This is a genomic window from Amycolatopsis coloradensis (assembly GCF_001953865.1).
In the GTDB taxonomy this organism is placed as follows: domain Bacteria; phylum Actinomycetota; class Actinomycetes; order Mycobacteriales; family Pseudonocardiaceae; genus Amycolatopsis; species Amycolatopsis coloradensis.
Map to the genome: position 1 here is coordinate 407,461 of NZ_MQUQ01000010.1, position 17,041 is coordinate 424,501.

Here is a 17,041-nt window from a genome sequence, read left to right on the forward strand (position 1 = left end):
AAACGTGAAGGCCTCCTTTCTCGCGCCTAGCGCGAGAAAGGAGGCCTTCACGGACCCAGAGTCAGGTCTCACACGAGACCCGGGGCACCTCAGCCCCAGGATTCCAGACGGTTGATCGAGCTCTTGCACGCGTTCTGCAGGCTGTGGGCACCATTGGTCACGGCGCCGTACATCCGGTCGTGACCGTCCCACTGCTCGTTGGCGAGCCGTTGGTTACGACGGTCCGTGTCCACGACGGCCTGACCGTAGCTACCCTGCGCGTCGTATTGACTGAACCCCTGCGCGCGGTTCTGCACGGAATCGGTGTTGTCGCGTCCCTGCGACCCCGTCACCTTGGTCGCCTGCGCGGTGTCGAGGGTGTTACCCACGTAGCAGGTGACCCTCTCCCCGTCCATCGCCATTTTTGCCTACCTTCCGTAGTCGAATCCGCCCGCTGCCTCCGCGTCGGAGGAGGCGTGCACCTGCAGGCCGTAGTGGATCCCGTCGGCGGTTTCCCCGTAGTTGACGCCCACCTTGGTGACCTTCTCGCCGAGAAGGCCGTAGGCGTCGTTGGCCGCGATGTTCATCCGGCCACTGTTCTGCGCGATCATGGCCGAGGTGGTGCCGTTCAGGTGCTGCTGGCCGTCCTGGATCTGGGTGACGGTGTCGTTCATGAACGTGACGTGCTTTTGACCCGCCATCAAATTGAGATCGACTTCTGGATACGACATGAAACTCCTTTCCGTTCGCCGGGTTGACGATCCCCGTCCTTCTCAGCCGAAGTTAGATCGTCCGGCGCCCGTACTCGGCCGACCGGCATCTTCCTGCCATCGTCGCCGTCACGACCGCGCGGTCGCGGACGATTCCGGGTATGTCGACAGTCGTGGTGAAGAGGCCGGCCCGCCGATCGGCTCCGGAGATGCCGGCCGGTGAGCTGCTTTTGCAGCCACCGCCGGAGATCCCGCCACCCCCGGGCAGGCAGTGGACGCAGATCCTCATGGTGCTGCCGATGGTGGCCATGATGGGGGCGATGCTGCTGATGTACTCCGGTTCGATAGGCGGGTCCAGCCGGTTCGTCGTCTACGGCCTGATGGGCGTCGGCATGCTCGGCATGGTCGCCATGGGTTTCCTGCAGGGCGGCGGCCCGAGTAAACGGGAAATGGGTTACGCCAGGCGGAAGTACCTGCGTCATCTGTCCCAGCACAGGCTGCGGCTGCGCCGTTCGGCCCGCAAGCAGCGCTCGGCGATGGAGTACCTGCACCCGGATCCCGCCTCGCTGTGGTCACTCGCCGCCAGTTACCGGCTTTGGGAGCGGCGCAAGGAAGACCCCGATTTCGCCGTCGCCCGCCTCGGGCGGGGTCCGCAGCGGCCCGCGCTCACCGTGGTCGCTCCCGACACCAAACCGCTCGAGGAACTCGAGCCGTTGTCCGCCTTGGCGTTGCGCCGGTTCGTCACCACCTACGCCACGCTCGGCGGCCTGCCGATCGCCATCGCCGTCAACGGTTTCAGCCGGATCTACGTACGGGGCGACCGCGACCGCGCGCTGGGTCTGCTGCGCGCGATGCTGGCCCAGTTGGCCACCCTGCAGTCCCCGGATGATCTGCGTATCGCGGTGTGTGTCGGCGAGGATCGCCGCGCCGACTGGGAATGGGTCAAGTGGCTGCCGCACGCCCTGCACCCGGAGCGCACCGACGCGCTCGGCCCGCTGCGCCTGGTCGCCGCGACCATTCCCGCACTGGAGTCGGTGCTCGAGGAGGAGCTGACCAGGCGGCCGAGGTTCGACCCGGAGGTCGGAACCCGCCTGCCCGGTCCGCATCTGGTGGTGGTGCTGGACGGCGGCGCGGTCGCGGGCTCCGACCACCTGATGACCGGCGGTGGCGTCGAAGGCGTGACCGTGGTCGATCTGAGCACTGTGCCGCCAAGGGCTTTCGACCGGACAGGCGTGCTTCTCGACGTCGACTCGGACGGCGACCTGATCAGCGAGACCGCCGACGGCGCCGTGCCGCTCGGTCATGCCGATCTGCTCGGCGCGGTGGCCGCCGAAGGCCTCGCCAGGCAGCTCGCCCCGTTGCGGCTGACCGCCGGCCTGCGCGGCGACGCGCCGATGAGCAGCGAACTCGGCCTCGCCGAGCTGCTGGAACTGGGCGATCCCTATGAATTCGATCCGGACGACACCTGGGTGCCCCGGCCCAACCGGGACCGGCTCCGGATCAAGCTGGGCATCAAGGAGGACGGGACGCCGATCGAGATCGACCTGAAGGAATCCGCCCAGGACGGGATGGGCCCGCACGGCCTGCTGATCGGCGCGACCGGATCGGGGAAATCGGAGCTGCTGCGCACGCTCGTCCTGGCGCTGGCGGCCACTCATCCGCCGAGTTCGCTGAACTTCGCCCTGGTCGACTTCAAGGGCGGCGCCACCTTCACCAGGCTGGACAATCTCCCGCACACCAGTGCCGTGATCACGAACCTCGCGGACGAGCTGCACCTGGTCGACCGGATGACGGACGCGATCAACGGTGAGCTGATCCGACGGCAGGAATTGCTTCGTGCGGCCGGGAACTTCTCGTCCCTGCGTGATTACGAGAAGGCGAGGGCGGCGGGTGCGCCGTTGCCGGAAGTGCCCACCCTGCTGGTGATCTGCGACGAGTTCTCGGAACTGCTCTCCGCCAAACCCGACTTCATCGACATGTTCGTCCAGATCGGCCGCGTCGGCCGATCGCTCGGTGTGCATCTGCTCCTCGCCTCCCAGCGACTGGACGAGGGCAGACTGCGTGGTCTCGAAGCACACCTGTCCTACCGGATCGGGCTGCGCACGTTCTCCGATATGGACAGTCGTGCCGTGCTCGGCGTGCCCGACGCGTTCAAACTGCCGAGGGCGCCGGGCCACGGCTTCCTCAAGGTCGGCACCGAACCGATGGACCGCTTCCGTTCGGCGTACGTGTCCGGCGTGTACCAGCGTGCCACCGGCACCGGCGTGCCCGCGGCTTCCGCCGAGGCGTTCGCGTTGCACGAGTACACCACCGCCTACCTCGCACCGGATCTCGACGATCCGGGTGAGGAGCCCGCGGGGGAGGACGACGCGGACTCCGCCGCCGGTGAGACCCTGCTGGACATCCTGGTCGACAGGCTGGCGGGACGGGGAACCCCGGCGCATCAGGTATGGCTGCCGCCGCTGGACGAGTCACCGACCCTGGATCAGGTGCTTCCCCCGCTGGTCATCCATCCGCGGCGCGGGGTGACCCCCAATTCGGCCGAGATGGCGGGTGCGCTCCGCCCGGTGCTCGGCATCGTAGACCGGCCTTACGAGCAGCGTCGCGACCCTTTGGCGCTGGATCTGTCCGGCGGCGCCGGACATGTACTGGTGCTCGGAGGTCCCCGTTCCGGCAAGAGCACGACGTTGCGGACGATCGTCATCAGCCTCGCGCTCACGCACACGCCGAGGGAAACGACGTTCTACTGCCTCGATTTCGGCGGTGGCGTGCTCGCCTCGATCGCCGGCCTGCCGCATGTCGGCGGGGTCTCCGGCCGCCTCGACACGGGCGCGGTCCGCCGCACCGTCGCCGAAGTGGCGACGCTGCTCGCACAGCGGGAGCGGCTTTTCGCCGAGCACCGGATCGACGGGATGGCCACCTACCGCAAACTGCGGGCGGAGGGCCGATTCACCGAGGATCTCCACGGCGACGTCTTCCTCGTCATCGACGGCTGGCTCACCTTGCGCAACGAGTTCATGGATCTCGAGGAGGTCGTCAACGACATCGCCGGACGTGGCCTCGCCTTCGGTGTCCACGTCGTGGCGGGCGCCACCCGCGCCTTCGATCTGCGGATGAACGTCAGGGACCTGTTCGTCAGCACGCTGGAGCTGAAGATCGGCGACCCGATCGATTCGGTCATCGACCGGCGTGCCGCGATGAGCGTGCCGCCGGACTCGCCGGGACGGGGTGTCGCGATGACCGGGCACCAGATGCTGGTGTCGCTGCCGCGGGTGGACGGAGTGTCCGGCACCGAAGATCTGCCCGCCGGGGTGGCCACGCTGGTCGACGCGGTCAAGAAGGCGTGGCCGGGGGAGCCCGCGCCTTCGGTCCGGTTGCTGCCGACGGTCCTGCCTTACCCGGAACTGCCCGCCACCGACGAGCCCGCCGGGCCGGACGCCGGATTTGCCGTCGGCATCCACGAACGCGACCTCAGCCCCCTTCGCCTCGACTTCGCCGACGACCCGCATTTCCTGGTACTGGCGGATATCCGCACCGGCAAGACCAACTTCCTGCGGGTGCTCGCCAAGCGGATTTGCCAGGCGTACACACCGGAAGAGGCGCAGATCGTCCTCATCGACCACCGCAGGGGGCTGCTCGGCGAGGTCGGCGACGAGCACCTGATCGGCATCGGTGCCAACGACACGCACAGCACCGAACTGCTGACCCGGGTGGCCGAGCTGCTCACCTCCCGCCTGCCGGGACCGGACGTGACCACCGAACAGCTGCGGAACCGCGGCTGGTGGACCGGACCGGAGATCTTCGTGCTCGTCGACGACTACGACATGGTGGCCACCCACAAGGATCACCCGCTGTTCGCCCTTTTCCCGTTGATCGCACAGGCTTCGGACATCGGCCTGCACGTCGTGCTCGCCCGCCGCAGCGGCGGCGCGGGTCTCGGTCTCGGCGAGCCGTTCCTTGCCAGGCTGCGAGACGTCGGCGCGTCCGGGCTGATGATGTCCGGCGACCGGGACGAGGGCCCGCTGCTCGGCGGAATGCGTCCTCAGGTACTGCCGCCCGGCCGCGGCTGGCTCGTCGACCGGCGTGGCGGCAAGAGTCTGGCGCAGATCGCCTGGCTGCCGCCGAAGGAGTGACCCGGCGCGTGGCCGCTTCCTGTCGCGCCCCGCCTGCCACCCCGACGGCGTGGTTGTCTTCACCAGAGGAAAGAGAAACGAGGAGCGGGACATGGGATCCGGTGAAACCGTCGACGGCGACACCGCGGTGATGATTCAAGCCGCGCGGAGTTTCCACAACATCGTGCAGGACCGCCCGTCGCTGATGGACCGCGCGGTCGACCCCGCGTGCGGCAACGGCCTCAGCGAATGCGGACCGCTGGTGCAGGCCGATGCCTCCGCGACCAAGGCGCTGCAGACCTTCGTCATGAATGTCAGGTACGGCATCGCGGCGTACGGGGCGTTCGCCCAGCGTTCCGGAATCGCCTACCGCGACGCGGACGAAGGCGCCGCGGCGGGAATCCTCAAGAACTGGCACGACGACAAGGGGGCAGGGCTGCGGGACGACACGGCGGCACTCCCACCGGCGGCGCCCGACCCGGCGCAGCCGAAGTAGGGGAGCCGACATGGGTGGAGGCCTGGAGGATCTCTTCGGGGACGCGCGCACTTACACCGTGCTCAGTCTCAGGGCACAGCACGACAAGATCTCGGCCGAACTCCCGCACATCCCGAGGCTGCACGCGGCGGCCGACATGTGGGTCGAGGCGGCCACCTGGATCGCGGACAAGACGGTTTCCTTCAACCAGCAGGTGGAAAACCTCGTCTCGAACTGGCCGGACCAGGCGGGGGACACGTTCCGCGCACTGGCGAAACGGGACATCGACACCCTGCGCTCATGGGTGCAGACGCCGGACGCCCAGATCCCCGTGACGAACGAGGTCCCCCTGCTCCTGCCGTTGCCGAGTACGGTCCAGCAGAGCCGTCCCTCGTACGGCATCACGATGTCCAATGTGGCCGTTCGGCTGCGCGAGCTGGCCGACGACATCAAGCGGACGTTCGACTACGTGGACACCCTCAAGCGCGATTTCGATGTCTTGTTCAAAAGGCCAGGGGTCCAGGCCGAGGACAGGAAGGCCGTCGAGGACGACTACCGCTTGAAGGCGGGCAGAGCGCTCGACAACCTCGGGAGTCACTATCGCGACGTGTCGGACAACGCGCTGCCCGACGCCAGGGGACTGGCGTGGACCGGTCCGCGCAGCGACGTGGTCCCGAAACTGACGTCCGACTCGCCCGCGGGGGACGGCGCCAACCCCGGCGGGGGCGGGGATCCGAACGCCACCGGCGGAGACCCGGGAACGGCGAACCCCGGCGAAACCCCGAAACCGGCTGAAACACCGGAAAGTCCCGAGGAGCAGAAGCCGCTCACGCTGCAGGAGCAGCTGGATCTGGCGTCGCAGGGGCTCGACACCGCGGGCAAGGCTGTCGACCTCGCGGGGAAGGTGGCGGACCAGCTGCTCGGCTCGGGCTCGTCCGGCGCGCCGGACGTGCCGGATCCGGCCACCGTGCCGAACCCGTTGGAAGGCTGGAAGCCCGGAGATCTTCCCACGCTGAGCGGTGTCCCCGGCGCGGACAATCCGCTGGGATTGCCGAGCTTGGCGGGCCTCGACGGCGGGGGCGGACTCGGCGGTGGTCTCGGCGCGGGTGGAATCGGCGCGGGTGGCGCCGTTCCCTCGGCGCCGGGCACCGCGTCACCGATGGCGGGCGTGGCCGGTGCCGCGCTGCCGGGAACCGCCGCGGCGATGGGCGCGGCGGGGGGAACGACGGGTGGAACGGGCGGCAGCCCCGGGATGATGCCCCTGTATCCGCCGAACGGGGCAGGCGGACGGCAAGGCGGCGGTGACATCAGACCGGGGGCCGCCGAGCAGGTCAACGCGGTCCGCTCACGCAAACCCGACGGAAACCCGGGCGTGGCACTGCGAGGCAGGGCAGGCGCCGCGTCACGGCCGCCGGTCACCCGGCAGCGCCCGGCCGTCGAAAACGACGTCGTGGACGTGCTCGACGAAGACCTGTGGCAACTGAATCCGGCCACCGACCGGCCGACATACCGCACTGGATATTAGAAGGAGGGGCACATGACCGACGTCGTCGACGGCGACCCCGGTTCGATGTTCGCGTATTCCCAGCAGCTCAAGGCGCCACCCATACCGGGGTCCGTCGCCACCAGCACCGGCTCGCCGATGAATCTCGACGGGATGCTCGAAAGCGGGCTCTTGTCGGTGCTGGACAAGGCCGTCAGCGCCGAGATCTCGGCTTATCTGACCATGGTCACCAAGGACATGGTCACCTACGGCGCGAAGGTCAAGGAAGCGGCCGCGACCTATTCACTCGCCGACATCACCAGCGCGCTCGATCTGGCCACCTCCGGGGTCAAGCTCGGCGAAAAGGTGATCGGCGTCGCCCAGCAGGTGGCCGGGGCCGCGGGTTCGCAGTCCGGCACACCGGATCCCACCGAGACCGTCGCGGGTGACCACTCGCGGCAGACGACCTGAGGAGCCCCTCTTGTTCCCGTATGGCGTGCTTCCGATGGAGGTCATGGTCGGGTGCATCACGAACACACAGAAGTGCATCCCGGTGCTCATCGAGAAGTCGAAGATGTGGAAGGAGGCGCGGATCTGGGTCGAGGAGGCCAAGATCGAGTTGCAGACCCGCGCGAACAACCTGGCGCCTGACTGGACCGACGAAGCGGGCAGGGCCTTCGAGGAGAAGACCAAGCAGTCACTGGCCGATCTGACCACGTGGGGTGCGCGGATCGACGACTCCAAGGTGTCCGAGACGCTGGCGTCGCTCGCCGCCGAGCTTCCCGGGGCGGAGGCGGTCGTGATGAGTCTTCACGGGGAGTACCTGCTCGCGCTGTCCAATCCCTTGACGGCCTTGGGGGCGATCGCCTTCCAGCAGCAGGCGGGGATGTGCCTGACCGCGTTGGGCACCCGCTTCGACACGGCCATGCTCACCATGTGCGCCGCGGCGGGAATCGCGAATCCGGCCGACCTCCTGCCCGGTTTCCCCCAGGTCACCGGTTCCGCGGCCGACGCGGTGAAGACGGCCGACGCCGCGGTGAACCTGCTCACCGAGGTGCAGAGCTTGACCGAGTCCTTCGGCGGCGGCGCCGGGAGCCCGGCAGGCACCTCCGGCCTTCTCGACGGCTGGACCGGTTCGGACCTGCCGTCGTCGGGGAATCCGGGCACCTCGTCGGTGGGAAGCGGCCTGTCGCTGGCCGGGCTGGCGCCGAACACACCGGCTCCCGGCGCACTCGCGGGAGCCCCGTTGAGCGGCTTGTCCGGTGGTGGCCCGCCCTCGGCCGGAATGGGGTCGATGCCCTTCGGGACACTGGGCGCGGCCGGTGGGCTCGGCGGGACTCCGATGGCACCGCGGGCCGTCGGCACCGGAAAGCGCGTGGCGAGCCTGGCCTCCGACATCCAGCCGGGCGGGACGACGGGTTCGGCGAAGGCCGCCGGGGGCGGCATGATGCCGCCGTCGGCGATGCCGCAGCAAGGCGCGGCGGGGGCGGCCGGAACGGTGCGGCCGGGAGCGGCCGAACACACCCGGTCCGGCGATGACCAGAGGCCCGCCTTGGGCACGGACGGTGTGTCGGCGGCGTTGCGTGGCCGGGCCGTCGGCGGCGAGGGGAACGGTTTCACGATTCCCGGCCACCGGCGGGTCGCCGAGTCGGACACGGGCTCGCTACAGCTGCTCGACGACGAGACCGGGCAGTAGCGTCCCCGCCCCTCTCGTCCCTGCGCGCTGGTCGCTTGAAGCCCGCTAAGGCCTCCTTCCCTGCGCTAGCGCGTAACTCGCGTGCTTGAACCCGAATCTCGCGTGCTTGAAGACGGAACTCACGAGTTACGGGCCCAAGCACGCGAGTTACGGGTTCAAGCACGCGAGTTACGGGTTCAAGCACGATTCTCCGTTGTTCAGGGCCGAGACCGGCGCGGCGATGCGGCGAGCGCCGGCCCGCGCCAACGCGAATCCCACTCGCGAACACCCGGCCCGAACTCGGCCGCTGCTCCATCCCGCGGGCTGAACCCGCCCCTGATGTGCCATGCTCGACAGCGCACGAGGCGGCGAAACCGAGAGGTGACGAGGGTGTCCATCTGGGCAGGCGTGATCAATTTCGTCCGGGCACGGTACGAAGTGCTCGAAGAACGGGGCGACTGGCTCCGATTCCGGGTCGACACCGAAGACGGCCGCGGCCAGCAGGTCACCCTGCACCATCTCCCGGACCACGACGGACTGGAGTGGGTCGAGATCTCGTCCCCGGTCGGCTGGGCGGACAAGATCGATCTGCGGCGCCTGCTCGAACTGGCGGGCGGCGATTCGGTCGGCGGCGCGGCGGTCGTGGACGGCGTCGCCCTGCTCAAGCACACGGTCCCGCTGGCCGACCTGAACCTCCAGAACGAGTTCGGGCATCCGCTGACGTCCCTCGTCACCCGCGCGGACGCCTTCGAACACGAGCTCACCCGAGCCGACGAGTTCTGATAGGACGGTAGTACGTGAAGGGCCCCTTGCTCGCGACGGCGTGAGCAAGGGGCCCTTCACGTATCCGGCGAGATCAGAGGCGCTCCTGGAGCGCGTCCGCGGCGGCGAGCAGGTCCGCGGCCCAGCGGGCCCCCGGCTTGCGCCCTATCCGTTCGATGGGCCCGGAAACCGACACCGCGGCGACGACGGTGCCCGTCGAATCCCGTACCGGCGCCGAGACACTCGCCACACCCGGTTCCCGCTCGGCCACGCTCTGGGCCCAGCCGCGGCGGCGGACTTCGAGCAGGGTGCGCTCCCCGTACACCGCCTCGGAAAGGATCGTCCGCTGCGTATGCGGATCCGACCAAGCGGCGAGCACCTTCGCGCCGGAGCCCGCGGTCATCGGCAGCCGTGACCCGATCGGCACCGTGTCACGGAGACCGCTGGGCGGTTCCGCGGTCGAAACGCAGACGCGCTGGACGCCGTCGCGACGGTAGAGCTGAACGCTTTCCCCGGTGATGTCGCGTAATTTCGGCAGCACCGAACCCGCCGCGTCGAGCAGCGGGTCGGTCGAGCCGCCCGCCAGTTCCGCGAGCGCGGTGCCCGGCCGCCAGCGTCCGTCCGGGCCGCGGCGCAACAGGCGATGCACCTCGAGACCGACCGCGAGCCGGTGCGCCGTCGCGCGCGGCAAACCGGTCCGCGTGCACAGTTCCGCCAGGCCACAAGGATCTTCGGCCACGGCCTGAAGCACGGCCACGGCCTTGTCGAGTACTCCGATACCGCTATGCTGTCCCACAAGCCGATACTATCTTCCCGAAGTTTGAGATGTCCAGATGGTGGGAAGTGCCGATTTCACCGTATGTGAGGAGCCGGAAATGCCCCGGACACTGGCCGAGAAAGTGTGGGAGTCGCACCTGGTGCGGCGCGGCGAGGGGGCCGAGCCCGACCTGCTTTACATCGACCTGCATCTGCTGCACGAGGTCACCAGCCCGCAGGCGTTCGACGGGCTCCGCCTGGCGGGCCGGAAACTGCGCCGCCCTGACCTCACCATCGCCACCGAGGACCACAACGTCCCGACGATCGACATCGAGCTGCCGATCGCGGATCCCGTGTCCCGCACCCAGGTCGACACCCTTCGCGGCAACTGCAAGGAGTTCGGTGTCCGGCTGCACCCGATGGGCGACGCCGAGCAGGGCATCGTGCACGTCATCGGCCCGCAGCTCGGCCTGACGCAGCCCGGGATGACCGTGGTGTGCGGCGACAGTCACACCTCGACGCACGGCGCCTTCGGCGCGATGGCGTTCGGAATCGGCACCTCCGAGGTCGAACACGTGATGGCCACCCAGACCCTGCCGCTCCGTCCATTCAAGACGATGGCGATCACGGTCGAAGGCGAACTCCGCCCCGGCGTCACGGCGAAGGACGTCATCCTCGCCGTGATCGCGAAGATCGGCACCGGCGGCGGGCAGGGTTACGTTCTCGAATACCGCGGCGAAGCCATCGAAAAGCTGTCGATGGAAGCCCGGATGACGGTGTGCAACATGTCGATCGAAGCCGGCGCGCGCGCCGGGCTCATCGCGCCGGACGAGACGACGTTCGCGTATCTGAAGGGCCGTCCGCACGCGCCGCGGGGCGCCGATTGGGACGCCGCCGTCGAGAACTGGCGCGAACTCCGCACGGACGACGACGCCGTCTTCGACGCCGAGGTGCACCTGAACGCCGATGAGCTCACGCCTTTCGTGACCTGGGGCACGAACCCGGGCCAGGGACTCCCGCTGGACGCCGAGGTGCCCGATCCCGAGCGGATCGGCGACGAGAACGAGCGCATCGCCGCTGAGAAGGCCCTGTCCTATATGGACCTGAAGCCGGGCACGCCGCTGCGCGAGATCGCGGTGGACACCGTCTTCCTCGGCTCGTGCACGAATGGCCGTATCGAGGATCTGAGGGCCGCCGCGGACGTCCTGCGCGGCCACAAGGTCGCCGGTTCGGTCCGGATGCTCGTCGTCCCCGGCTCGATGCGGGTCCGCCAGGCGGCCGAAGCCGAAGGGCTGGACCAGGTCTTCACCGAAGCGGGCGCGGAATGGCGTCAGGCTGGCTGCTCGATGTGCCTCGGCATGAACCCGGACCAGCTCAAGCCGGGCGAGCGCAGCGCGTCGACCTCGAACCGCAACTTCGAAGGCAGGCAGGGCAAGGGCGGCCGGACGCATCTGGTCTCCCCGCTCGTGGCGGCCGCGACGGCCGTGCGGGGAACCCTGTCCAGCCCCGAAGACCTGCGACCGGCCACCGCCCGCTGACATCGCTGACATCCGCGAAGGAGTTCCCACCATGGACGCGTTCACCCACCACACCGGCGTCGGGGTCCCGCTGCGCAGGTCCAACGTGGACACTGACCAGATCATCCCGGCGGTCTACCTCAAGCGCGTGAGCCGCACCGGCTTCGAGGACGGGCTCTTCGCCGCCTGGCGCTCCGACGAGTCGTTCATCCTCAACGAAGAGCCCTTCAAAAGCGGGTCGGTCCTGGTCGCGGGCCCGGACTTCGGCACCGGTTCCTCCCGTGAGCACGCGGTCTGGGCCCTGATGGACTACGGCTTCCGCGTCGTGATCTCCTCCCGGTTCGCGGACATCTTCCGCGGTAACTCGGGCAAGCAGGGGCTGGTCGCCGCTCAGGTCGAGCAGGCCGACGTCGAACTGCTGTGGAAGCTGCTCGAAAACGAGCCCGGCACGGAGGTCACGGTGGACCTCGAGTCGAAGACGGTACGAGCCAAGGACTTCACCGCGCCCTTCCAGATCGACGACTACACCCGCTGGCGGCTCCTCGAAGGGCTCGACGACATCGCCCTGACACTCCGCCACGCGGAGGAGATCGACACTTTCGAGTCCCAGCGCCCCTCCTGGAAGCCGGTGACCCTCCCGGCGGCCTTCTCCTGAGGCCTGCCGAAGGGGGCGGATTCCCTTGCTGAGCAGGGAATCCGCCCCCGGCGGTGAGTGTGCGCGACAGCCCCGAAACCACACCGAACGGCACCCCGAGAGGCCCCTGAGGGGTCCCTCGGGAGGCGGAACAGCCCCCGAGACAAGGGAAATTTCCGCGCGTCGTTTGGAATTTGTGCTGCATTGGTAATACCGTGTGCGCTAAGTCGGCCGACGGGGCCGTGTACAAGTAGTTCTTCTTGGAGGACTGGAATGGCCAACAAGGCCCAGCTGATCGAGGCGCTGTCGGAGCGCCTGGGCGACAAAAAGGTCGCGTCGGAGGCCGTCGATGGCCTTGTCGACATCATCATCCGGACGGTCAACAAGGGCGAGAAGGTGAACATCACCGGCTTCGGTGTGTTCGAGAAGCGCGCCCGCGCCGCCCGCACCGCGCGGAACCCGCGCACCGGTGAGACCGTTCGCGTCAAGAAGACCAACGTGCCCGCTTTCCGCGCCGGCACGACCTTCAAGGACGTCATCAGCGGTTCGAAGAAGCTGCCGAAGGCCACCGCTGTGAAGCGCGCGACCACCGGCACCACCCCTCGGGCCGCCACCACCCGCGCGACGACGACCCGGACGGCCGCCAGCCGCCCGGCCGCGACGCGCAGCACCACCACGCGGACCCGCGCCGCCGCCGCCACGACGCGTACGGCTGCGAAGCCGGCCGCCAAGGCGACCGCGACCAAGGCCGCCGCCAAGACGACCGCCACCAAGGCGGCGCCGAAGACCGCGGCCAAGGCCACGACTCGCGCCACCACGGCCAAGAAGGCGACCGCCACCAAGGCCGCCGCCGCGAAGCCTGCCGCCAAGGCGACTGCCGCGAAGGCTCCCGCCAAGAAGGCTCCGGCCAAGCGGACTTCGGCCGCCGCGAAGAAGAAGTAAGCTCCCTCTTCCGGAGTGAGCCAACGGCAGGGCCCCGCGTATCGTGCGGGGCCCTGCCGCATTTCCGGGGGCCAGCGCGCCGCGGCCGTCTCCTTTGCCCGCAACGCCCCTGAGGGCAGGTGTCCGGGGAACTGGGTACCGGAACGGTTCCGCGGCGTTCTGTGGACGAATGCGGCGCGCCTACGGCGGTTGCTTCGGGACCACTCTTCGTAGAACAGCGCGGACGCCCCGAACACCCCGATGGCGCATCGTCCCGTTCCTCGAACCGCCCTCCACAGTGGAGCGACGGTCGTCCGCGCCGGTCTGTTGCCGCTGGACAGCGCCATGCGAGACCGAGCCCGGCGCGGTGGCGGAACTCACTTCACGGCGGATCCACCTACTCGCAAGCACTTCGGACCCGGTGGGCTTTGTTTCGCTTTGGACACGGCCGGAGTAGCGGGGCGTCACCCACGTGGGGGAGTCGCTTTCGAACGCGGGGCCGATCCACCTAAGTCCGTGAAGGGCCCCTTCCCTACCTTCAGGGGCAAGGTCCCGGCAAAGTCGCAGAGCTGATTGGTCATCGCTTGCGGCCGCAAGGGGCTCGGGGGTGTGCCAGGTTCTGGGAGTTTCCGGTACATGAAGGCCCCCTTGCTTGCGCCTAGCTCAAGGAAGGGGGCCTTCATGTACCGGACTGGAGATCGGCCGAGCCTGAATCCAGTAGGCGTAAACGTCAGGGATGCGCCGGAGCGGGCGTGGGCAAAGGCGACGCGAAGTAGTCCGCCGCCACCAGCACCGGCCCGTCCTCTTCGGTCGGCGCCCGGAACGACAACACCCAGAAAGAACCCTTCTTCGAAGGCACCACACCACCGCGCGCGGCGGGCAGGTCGACCCCGTCGCGGTCGGCCAGTGCGCTGACGACGTCCGGGATCACGCCGCCCTGGCTGGAGATCACCGGCGTCCCGCCGTCGCCCGCGATGGCCAGCAACCGGGCGACACCGAGCACCGGGTCCGGCCAGTAACCCTCTTCCGACAGCAGTGGCTCGTGCCGGATCTCGACTTCGAGGTCTTCGGCGAGCCCGTTCACCGTCTGGACGCACCGAAGCCGCGGCGCCGAGAGCACCCTGTCCGGCGCGTAGTGCCGCAGCAGCGAACGCAGCGCCTCGGCCTGACGGTGGCCCGCGTCCGAAAGCGGCCGCAGGTCGTCGTCGCCGTTCCACTCGTCACGTTTACCCGCTTTGGCGTGCCGCACCAGGATCACCGTGCCGAGTTCGGGCGGCAGCGCGGAGAACTCGCGCAGCACCCGCACGTCCCCTGGCCGCGTCAGTAGTTTCTCCGCGGTCTCCGCGTCGAGCCAGCGCAGTTCGTCGACTTCTTCGTTCGGGCTGAACGCGCCGGAAGCCGCGCGGGCGGAGAAGTAGTCGACGGTCTTCGGTGCTCCCGCCACGGTGTACTCGGTACGGAACAGATACCGGCCGAGCACCGCCTCGAACCCGGTCTCCTCCCGGATCTCACGGACCGCGGCCCGCGCGATGGTCTCGCCCGGATCCAGCTTTCCCTTCGGCAGCGACCAATCGTCGTAGCGCGGCCGGTGGACCAGCGCGACCTCGATCCGGTCCCCGTCGCGGCGCCAGAGGACGGCCCCCGCCGCCCGCACGACCCCGCTCATCCGGCGGCTCCGTGCCGCTTGGCCAGTTCGACCTGGTGGTCGCGGACGTCGTCGCCGCTGGCCGGGAACGGGGTCCACTCGCCGGTGGCGGTCAGCACCCAGCACCGGGTCGCCGGATGCAGCGCGGATTCGAAGATGTAGTCCAGTTGTGCCGTCAGCTTCGGATCCTTGACCCGGACCAAGGCCTCGATCCGGCGGTCCAGGTTGCGGTGCATCATGTCCGCGCTGCCGATCCAGTGCGTGCCGCCCGCGCGGAAGTTGAAGATGCGCGAGTGCTCCAGGAAACGGCCGAGGATCGACCGCACGTGGATGTTCTCGCTCAGCCCTTCCACACCCGGCTTCAGCGCGCAGATGCCGCGCACGACGATGTCGACCGGCACTCCGGCCTGCGAAGCGTGGTACAGCGCGTCGATGATCTGCTCGTCGACGAGCGAGTTGCACTTGAGCCGGATCCCGGCGGTCTGGCCGGCGCGGGCGAGTTCGATCTCCTCGCCGATCGCGCGCACGATGCCGCGGCGGATCCCGTGCGGCGACGTGAGGATGTTGCGGTAGGTGTCCTGGCGGGAGTACCCGGTGAGCACGTTGAACAGATCCGTCAGGTCCGCGCCGATCGTCGGGTCGGCGGTCAGGATGCCGAGATCCTCGTAGAGCCGCGCGGTCTTCGGGTTGTAGTTGCCGGTGCCGATGTGGCAGTACCGGCGGATGGTCGAACCCTCCTGGCGCACCACCATCGAAACCTTGCAGTGCGTCTTCAGCCCGACGAGCCCGTAGACCACGTGCACGCCAGCGCGTTCCAGTGTGCGGGCCCAGGTGATGTTGGCCTGCTCGTCGAACCGTGCCTTGATCTCGACCAGCGCGACGACCTGTTTGCCCGCCTCGGCGGCGTCGATCAGCGCGTCGACGATCGGGGAGTCGCCGGAGGTGCGGTACAGCGTCTGCTTGATCGCCAGCACCTTGTCGTCCGCGGCGGCCTGTTCGATGAAACGCTGGACGCTGGTGGAGAACGAGTCGTACGGGTGGTGGACGAGGACATCGCCTTCGCGCAGCGTCGCGAACACCGACTTGGGCGTCTCGCGTTCACCGAACGCCGGATGCGTCGCGGGCACGAAAGGCCGGTCCTTGAGTTCCTTCCTGTCGACACCGGAAAGCTGGTGCAGACAGGTCAGGTCCAGCAGACCGGGCACCTCGACGACGTCGCGCGGGTCGACCTCCAGTTCGCGCAGCAGCAGTTCGAGCATGTGCTCGCTCATGTCCTGCGCCACTTCGAGCCGCACCGGCGGGCCGAACCGGCGCTGGGCCAGTTCCCGTTCCAGCGCCTGGAGCAGGTCTTCGTCCCGGTCCTCTTCGACCTCGAAGTCCGCGTTGCGGGTGACCCGGAACGCGTGGTGTTCGGTGACCTCCATCCCGGTGAACAGCTCACCGAGGTGGGCGGCGATCAGTTCCTCCAGCGGAAGGAAGGTCGCGGTCCGGCTTTCCCTCGGCTGCTGCTCGATCCGCATCAGGCGCGGCACGTTGCTCGGCACCTTGACTCGCGCGAATCGCTCCGTGCCCGCTTCGGGGTCCCGGACGGTGATGGCCAGGTTGAGCGAAAGGCCGGAAATGTAGGGGAACGGGTGCGCGGGATCCACGGCCAGCGGTGTGAGCACCGGGAAGATCTGCTCGCTGAAGTAGTTGGACAGCCGGAGCTGGTCGGCGCCGGTGAGGTCGTTCCAGCCGACGATGAGGATGTCTTCGTCGGCCAGTTGCGGCCGCAGGTGCAGCTCGAAGGCGTTCGTGTGCCGCTCGACCAGATCCTGGTTGCGCTTGGCGATGTACGCGAGCTGCTCGCGCGGGGTGAGCCCGTCCGCGCTGCGGACCGGGAGGCCCGTCTCGTCGCGGCGCTTCAGCCCGGCGACCCGCACCATGTAGAACTCGTCCAAATTGGACGCGAAGATCGCCAGGAACTTGCCGCGTTCGAGCAGCGGCTGCGATTCGTCCTCGGCCAGCGCGAGCACGCGCGCGTTGAAGTCCTGCCATGACAGCTCACGGTTGAAATACCGGTCGTCGGGCAGTGTCTCGACGGCGGTGGGCGCGGACGTCACCGCGGGAGGCGCGGCGGGCAGCGCGCGGAACTCCTGGGCGGGACGGCTCGCCGAACCGCCGCGGGTCGCGCGGGGGATGTTGTTGGTCTTCGGCGCGGGACTGGTCTTTCTCGCCCGCACGGGCTTGGTCGCGCCGTTGTCCGGTTCCGGTTTCGCGGCGGAGGTCTTCCGCTTCCTTGCCGAGTTCGGGGTGCCGCCGTCGTTTGTGCTCACGGGCTCATTGTTCACCACCCGGCCCGATTATGTGCACCGCGCGCGGGTCGCCGGGGT

General features: G+C 68.8%; 14 protein-coding genes. 9 read left to right on the forward strand and 5 right to left on the reverse strand.

Going from position 1 to position 17,041, the window contains the following annotated elements; all coding sequences use genetic code 11:
- Nucleotides 1-89 precede the first annotated feature (89 nt).
- Together BS329_RS20200 and BS329_RS20205 are read right to left on the reverse strand one after the other, a co-directional pair.
- Nucleotides 90-401, reverse strand: a complete 312-nt coding sequence (locus tag BS329_RS20200; RefSeq protein ID WP_076162764.1) for a hypothetical protein — start codon at nt 399-401, stop codon at nt 90-92.
- A gap of 6 nt (nt 402-407) precedes the next feature.
- Nucleotides 408-710 carry a hypothetical protein gene (locus BS329_RS20205; RefSeq protein WP_076162765.1) on the reverse strand — a complete coding sequence of 101 codons (303 nt, stop codon included), beginning with the start codon at nt 708-710 and terminating at the stop codon, nt 408-410.
- 140 nt (nt 711-850) lie between these two features.
- Between BS329_RS20205 and eccCa the strand changes: the two genes are divergently transcribed.
- The 6 genes from eccCa to BS329_RS20240 all read left to right on the forward strand — a co-directional run bounded on the left by eccCa (nt 851) and on the right by BS329_RS20240 (nt 9,217).
- Nucleotides 851-4,822 (forward strand): type VII secretion protein EccCa, encoded by a 3,972-nt coding sequence (gene eccCa / locus BS329_RS20210; protein WP_076162766.1) that lies wholly within the window; start codon nt 851-853, stop codon nt 4,820-4,822.
- A 91-nt stretch (nt 4,823-4,913) separates the two neighbouring features.
- On the forward strand, nt 4,914-5,297 hold the full coding sequence (locus BS329_RS20215; protein WP_076162767.1) for a hypothetical protein: 384 nt from the start codon (nt 4,914-4,916) through the stop codon (nt 5,295-5,297).
- Between the two features lie 10 nt (nt 5,298-5,307).
- Nucleotides 5,308-6,801, forward strand: a complete 1,494-nt coding sequence (locus tag BS329_RS20220) for a hypothetical protein (RefSeq protein ID WP_076162768.1) — start codon at nt 5,308-5,310, stop codon at nt 6,799-6,801.
- A gap of 12 nt (nt 6,802-6,813) precedes the next feature.
- A complete protein-coding gene (locus BS329_RS20225) occupies nt 6,814-7,230 on the forward strand; it encodes a hypothetical protein (RefSeq protein WP_076162769.1) in 417 nt (138 codons plus the stop codon).
- A gap of 10 nt (nt 7,231-7,240) precedes the next feature.
- Nucleotides 7,241-8,455, forward strand: coding sequence for a hypothetical protein (locus BS329_RS42680; protein ID WP_158075816.1), 1,215 nt, complete (start codon nt 7,241-7,243; stop codon nt 8,453-8,455).
- Between the two features lie 369 nt (nt 8,456-8,824).
- Nucleotides 8,825-9,217, forward strand: a complete 393-nt coding sequence (locus BS329_RS20240; RefSeq protein ID WP_076162772.1) for a hypothetical protein — start codon at nt 8,825-8,827, stop codon at nt 9,215-9,217.
- A gap of 73 nt (nt 9,218-9,290) precedes the next feature.
- Here the strand turns inward: BS329_RS20240 and BS329_RS20245 are convergent, their stop codons facing one another.
- The gene (locus BS329_RS20245; protein WP_076162773.1) at nt 9,291-9,992 is read right to left on the reverse strand and encodes an IclR family transcriptional regulator; all 702 of its coding nucleotides are present in this window, start codon (nt 9,990-9,992) and stop codon (nt 9,291-9,293) included.
- A 79-nt stretch (nt 9,993-10,071) separates the two neighbouring features.
- Between BS329_RS20245 and leuC the strand changes: the two genes are divergently transcribed.
- The 3 genes from leuC (at nt 10,072) to BS329_RS20260 (ending at nt 13,045) form a co-directional block, all read left to right on the forward strand.
- On the forward strand, nt 10,072-11,490 hold the full coding sequence (gene leuC, locus BS329_RS20250; RefSeq protein WP_076162774.1) for a 3-isopropylmalate dehydratase large subunit: 1,419 nt from the start codon (nt 10,072-10,074) through the stop codon (nt 11,488-11,490).
- A gap of 31 nt (nt 11,491-11,521) precedes the next feature.
- Nucleotides 11,522-12,124, forward strand: coding sequence for a 3-isopropylmalate dehydratase small subunit (leuD, locus tag BS329_RS20255; protein WP_076162775.1), 603 nt, complete (start codon nt 11,522-11,524; stop codon nt 12,122-12,124).
- 252 nt (nt 12,125-12,376) lie between these two features.
- Nucleotides 12,377-13,045: an HU family DNA-binding protein gene (locus BS329_RS20260; RefSeq protein WP_076162776.1), complete on the forward strand. Its 669-nt coding sequence runs from the start codon at nt 12,377-12,379 to the stop codon at nt 13,043-13,045.
- Nucleotides 13,046-13,754: 709 nt separating this feature from the next.
- Here the strand turns inward: BS329_RS20260 and BS329_RS20265 are convergent.
- Complete coding sequence (locus BS329_RS20265) at nt 13,755-14,690, reverse strand: NUDIX hydrolase (RefSeq protein WP_076162777.1); 936 nt, start codon at nt 14,688-14,690, stop codon at nt 13,755-13,757.
- The gene (locus BS329_RS20270; protein ID WP_076162778.1) at nt 14,687-16,984 is read right to left on the reverse strand and encodes an RNA degradosome polyphosphate kinase; all 2,298 of its coding nucleotides are present in this window, start codon (nt 16,982-16,984) and stop codon (nt 14,687-14,689) included. The genes BS329_RS20265 and BS329_RS20270 overlap by 4 nt, the downstream gene beginning before the upstream one ends.
- Nucleotides 16,985-17,041: the final 57 nt, after the last annotated feature.

Bases quoted from the DNA above. Each gene is read 5' to 3' on its own strand.
- BS329_RS20200 (WP_076162764.1), bottom strand. From the start codon at position 401: ATGGCGATGGACGGGGAGAGGGTCACCTGCTACGTGGGTAACACCCTC.
- BS329_RS20205 (WP_076162765.1), bottom strand. From the start codon at position 710: ATGTCGTATCCAGAAGTCGATCTCAATTTGATGGCGGGTCAAAAGCAC.
- eccCa (WP_076162766.1), top strand. From the start codon at position 851: ATGTCGACAGTCGTGGTGAAGAGGCCGGCCCGCCGATCGGCTCCGGAG.
- BS329_RS20215 (WP_076162767.1), top strand. From the start codon at position 4,914: ATGGGATCCGGTGAAACCGTCGACGGCGACACCGCGGTGATGATTCAA.
- BS329_RS20220 (WP_076162768.1), top strand. From the start codon at position 5,308: ATGGGTGGAGGCCTGGAGGATCTCTTCGGGGACGCGCGCACTTACACC.
- BS329_RS20225 (WP_076162769.1), top strand. From the start codon at position 6,814: ATGACCGACGTCGTCGACGGCGACCCCGGTTCGATGTTCGCGTATTCC.
- leuC (WP_076162774.1), top strand. From the start codon at position 10,072: ATGCCCCGGACACTGGCCGAGAAAGTGTGGGAGTCGCACCTGGTGCGG.
- leuD (WP_076162775.1), top strand. From the start codon at position 11,522: ATGGACGCGTTCACCCACCACACCGGCGTCGGGGTCCCGCTGCGCAGG.
- BS329_RS20260 (WP_076162776.1), top strand. From the start codon at position 12,377: ATGGCCAACAAGGCCCAGCTGATCGAGGCGCTGTCGGAGCGCCTGGGC.
- BS329_RS20265 (WP_076162777.1), bottom strand. From the start codon at position 14,690: ATGAGCGGGGTCGTGCGGGCGGCGGGGGCCGTCCTCTGGCGCCGCGAC.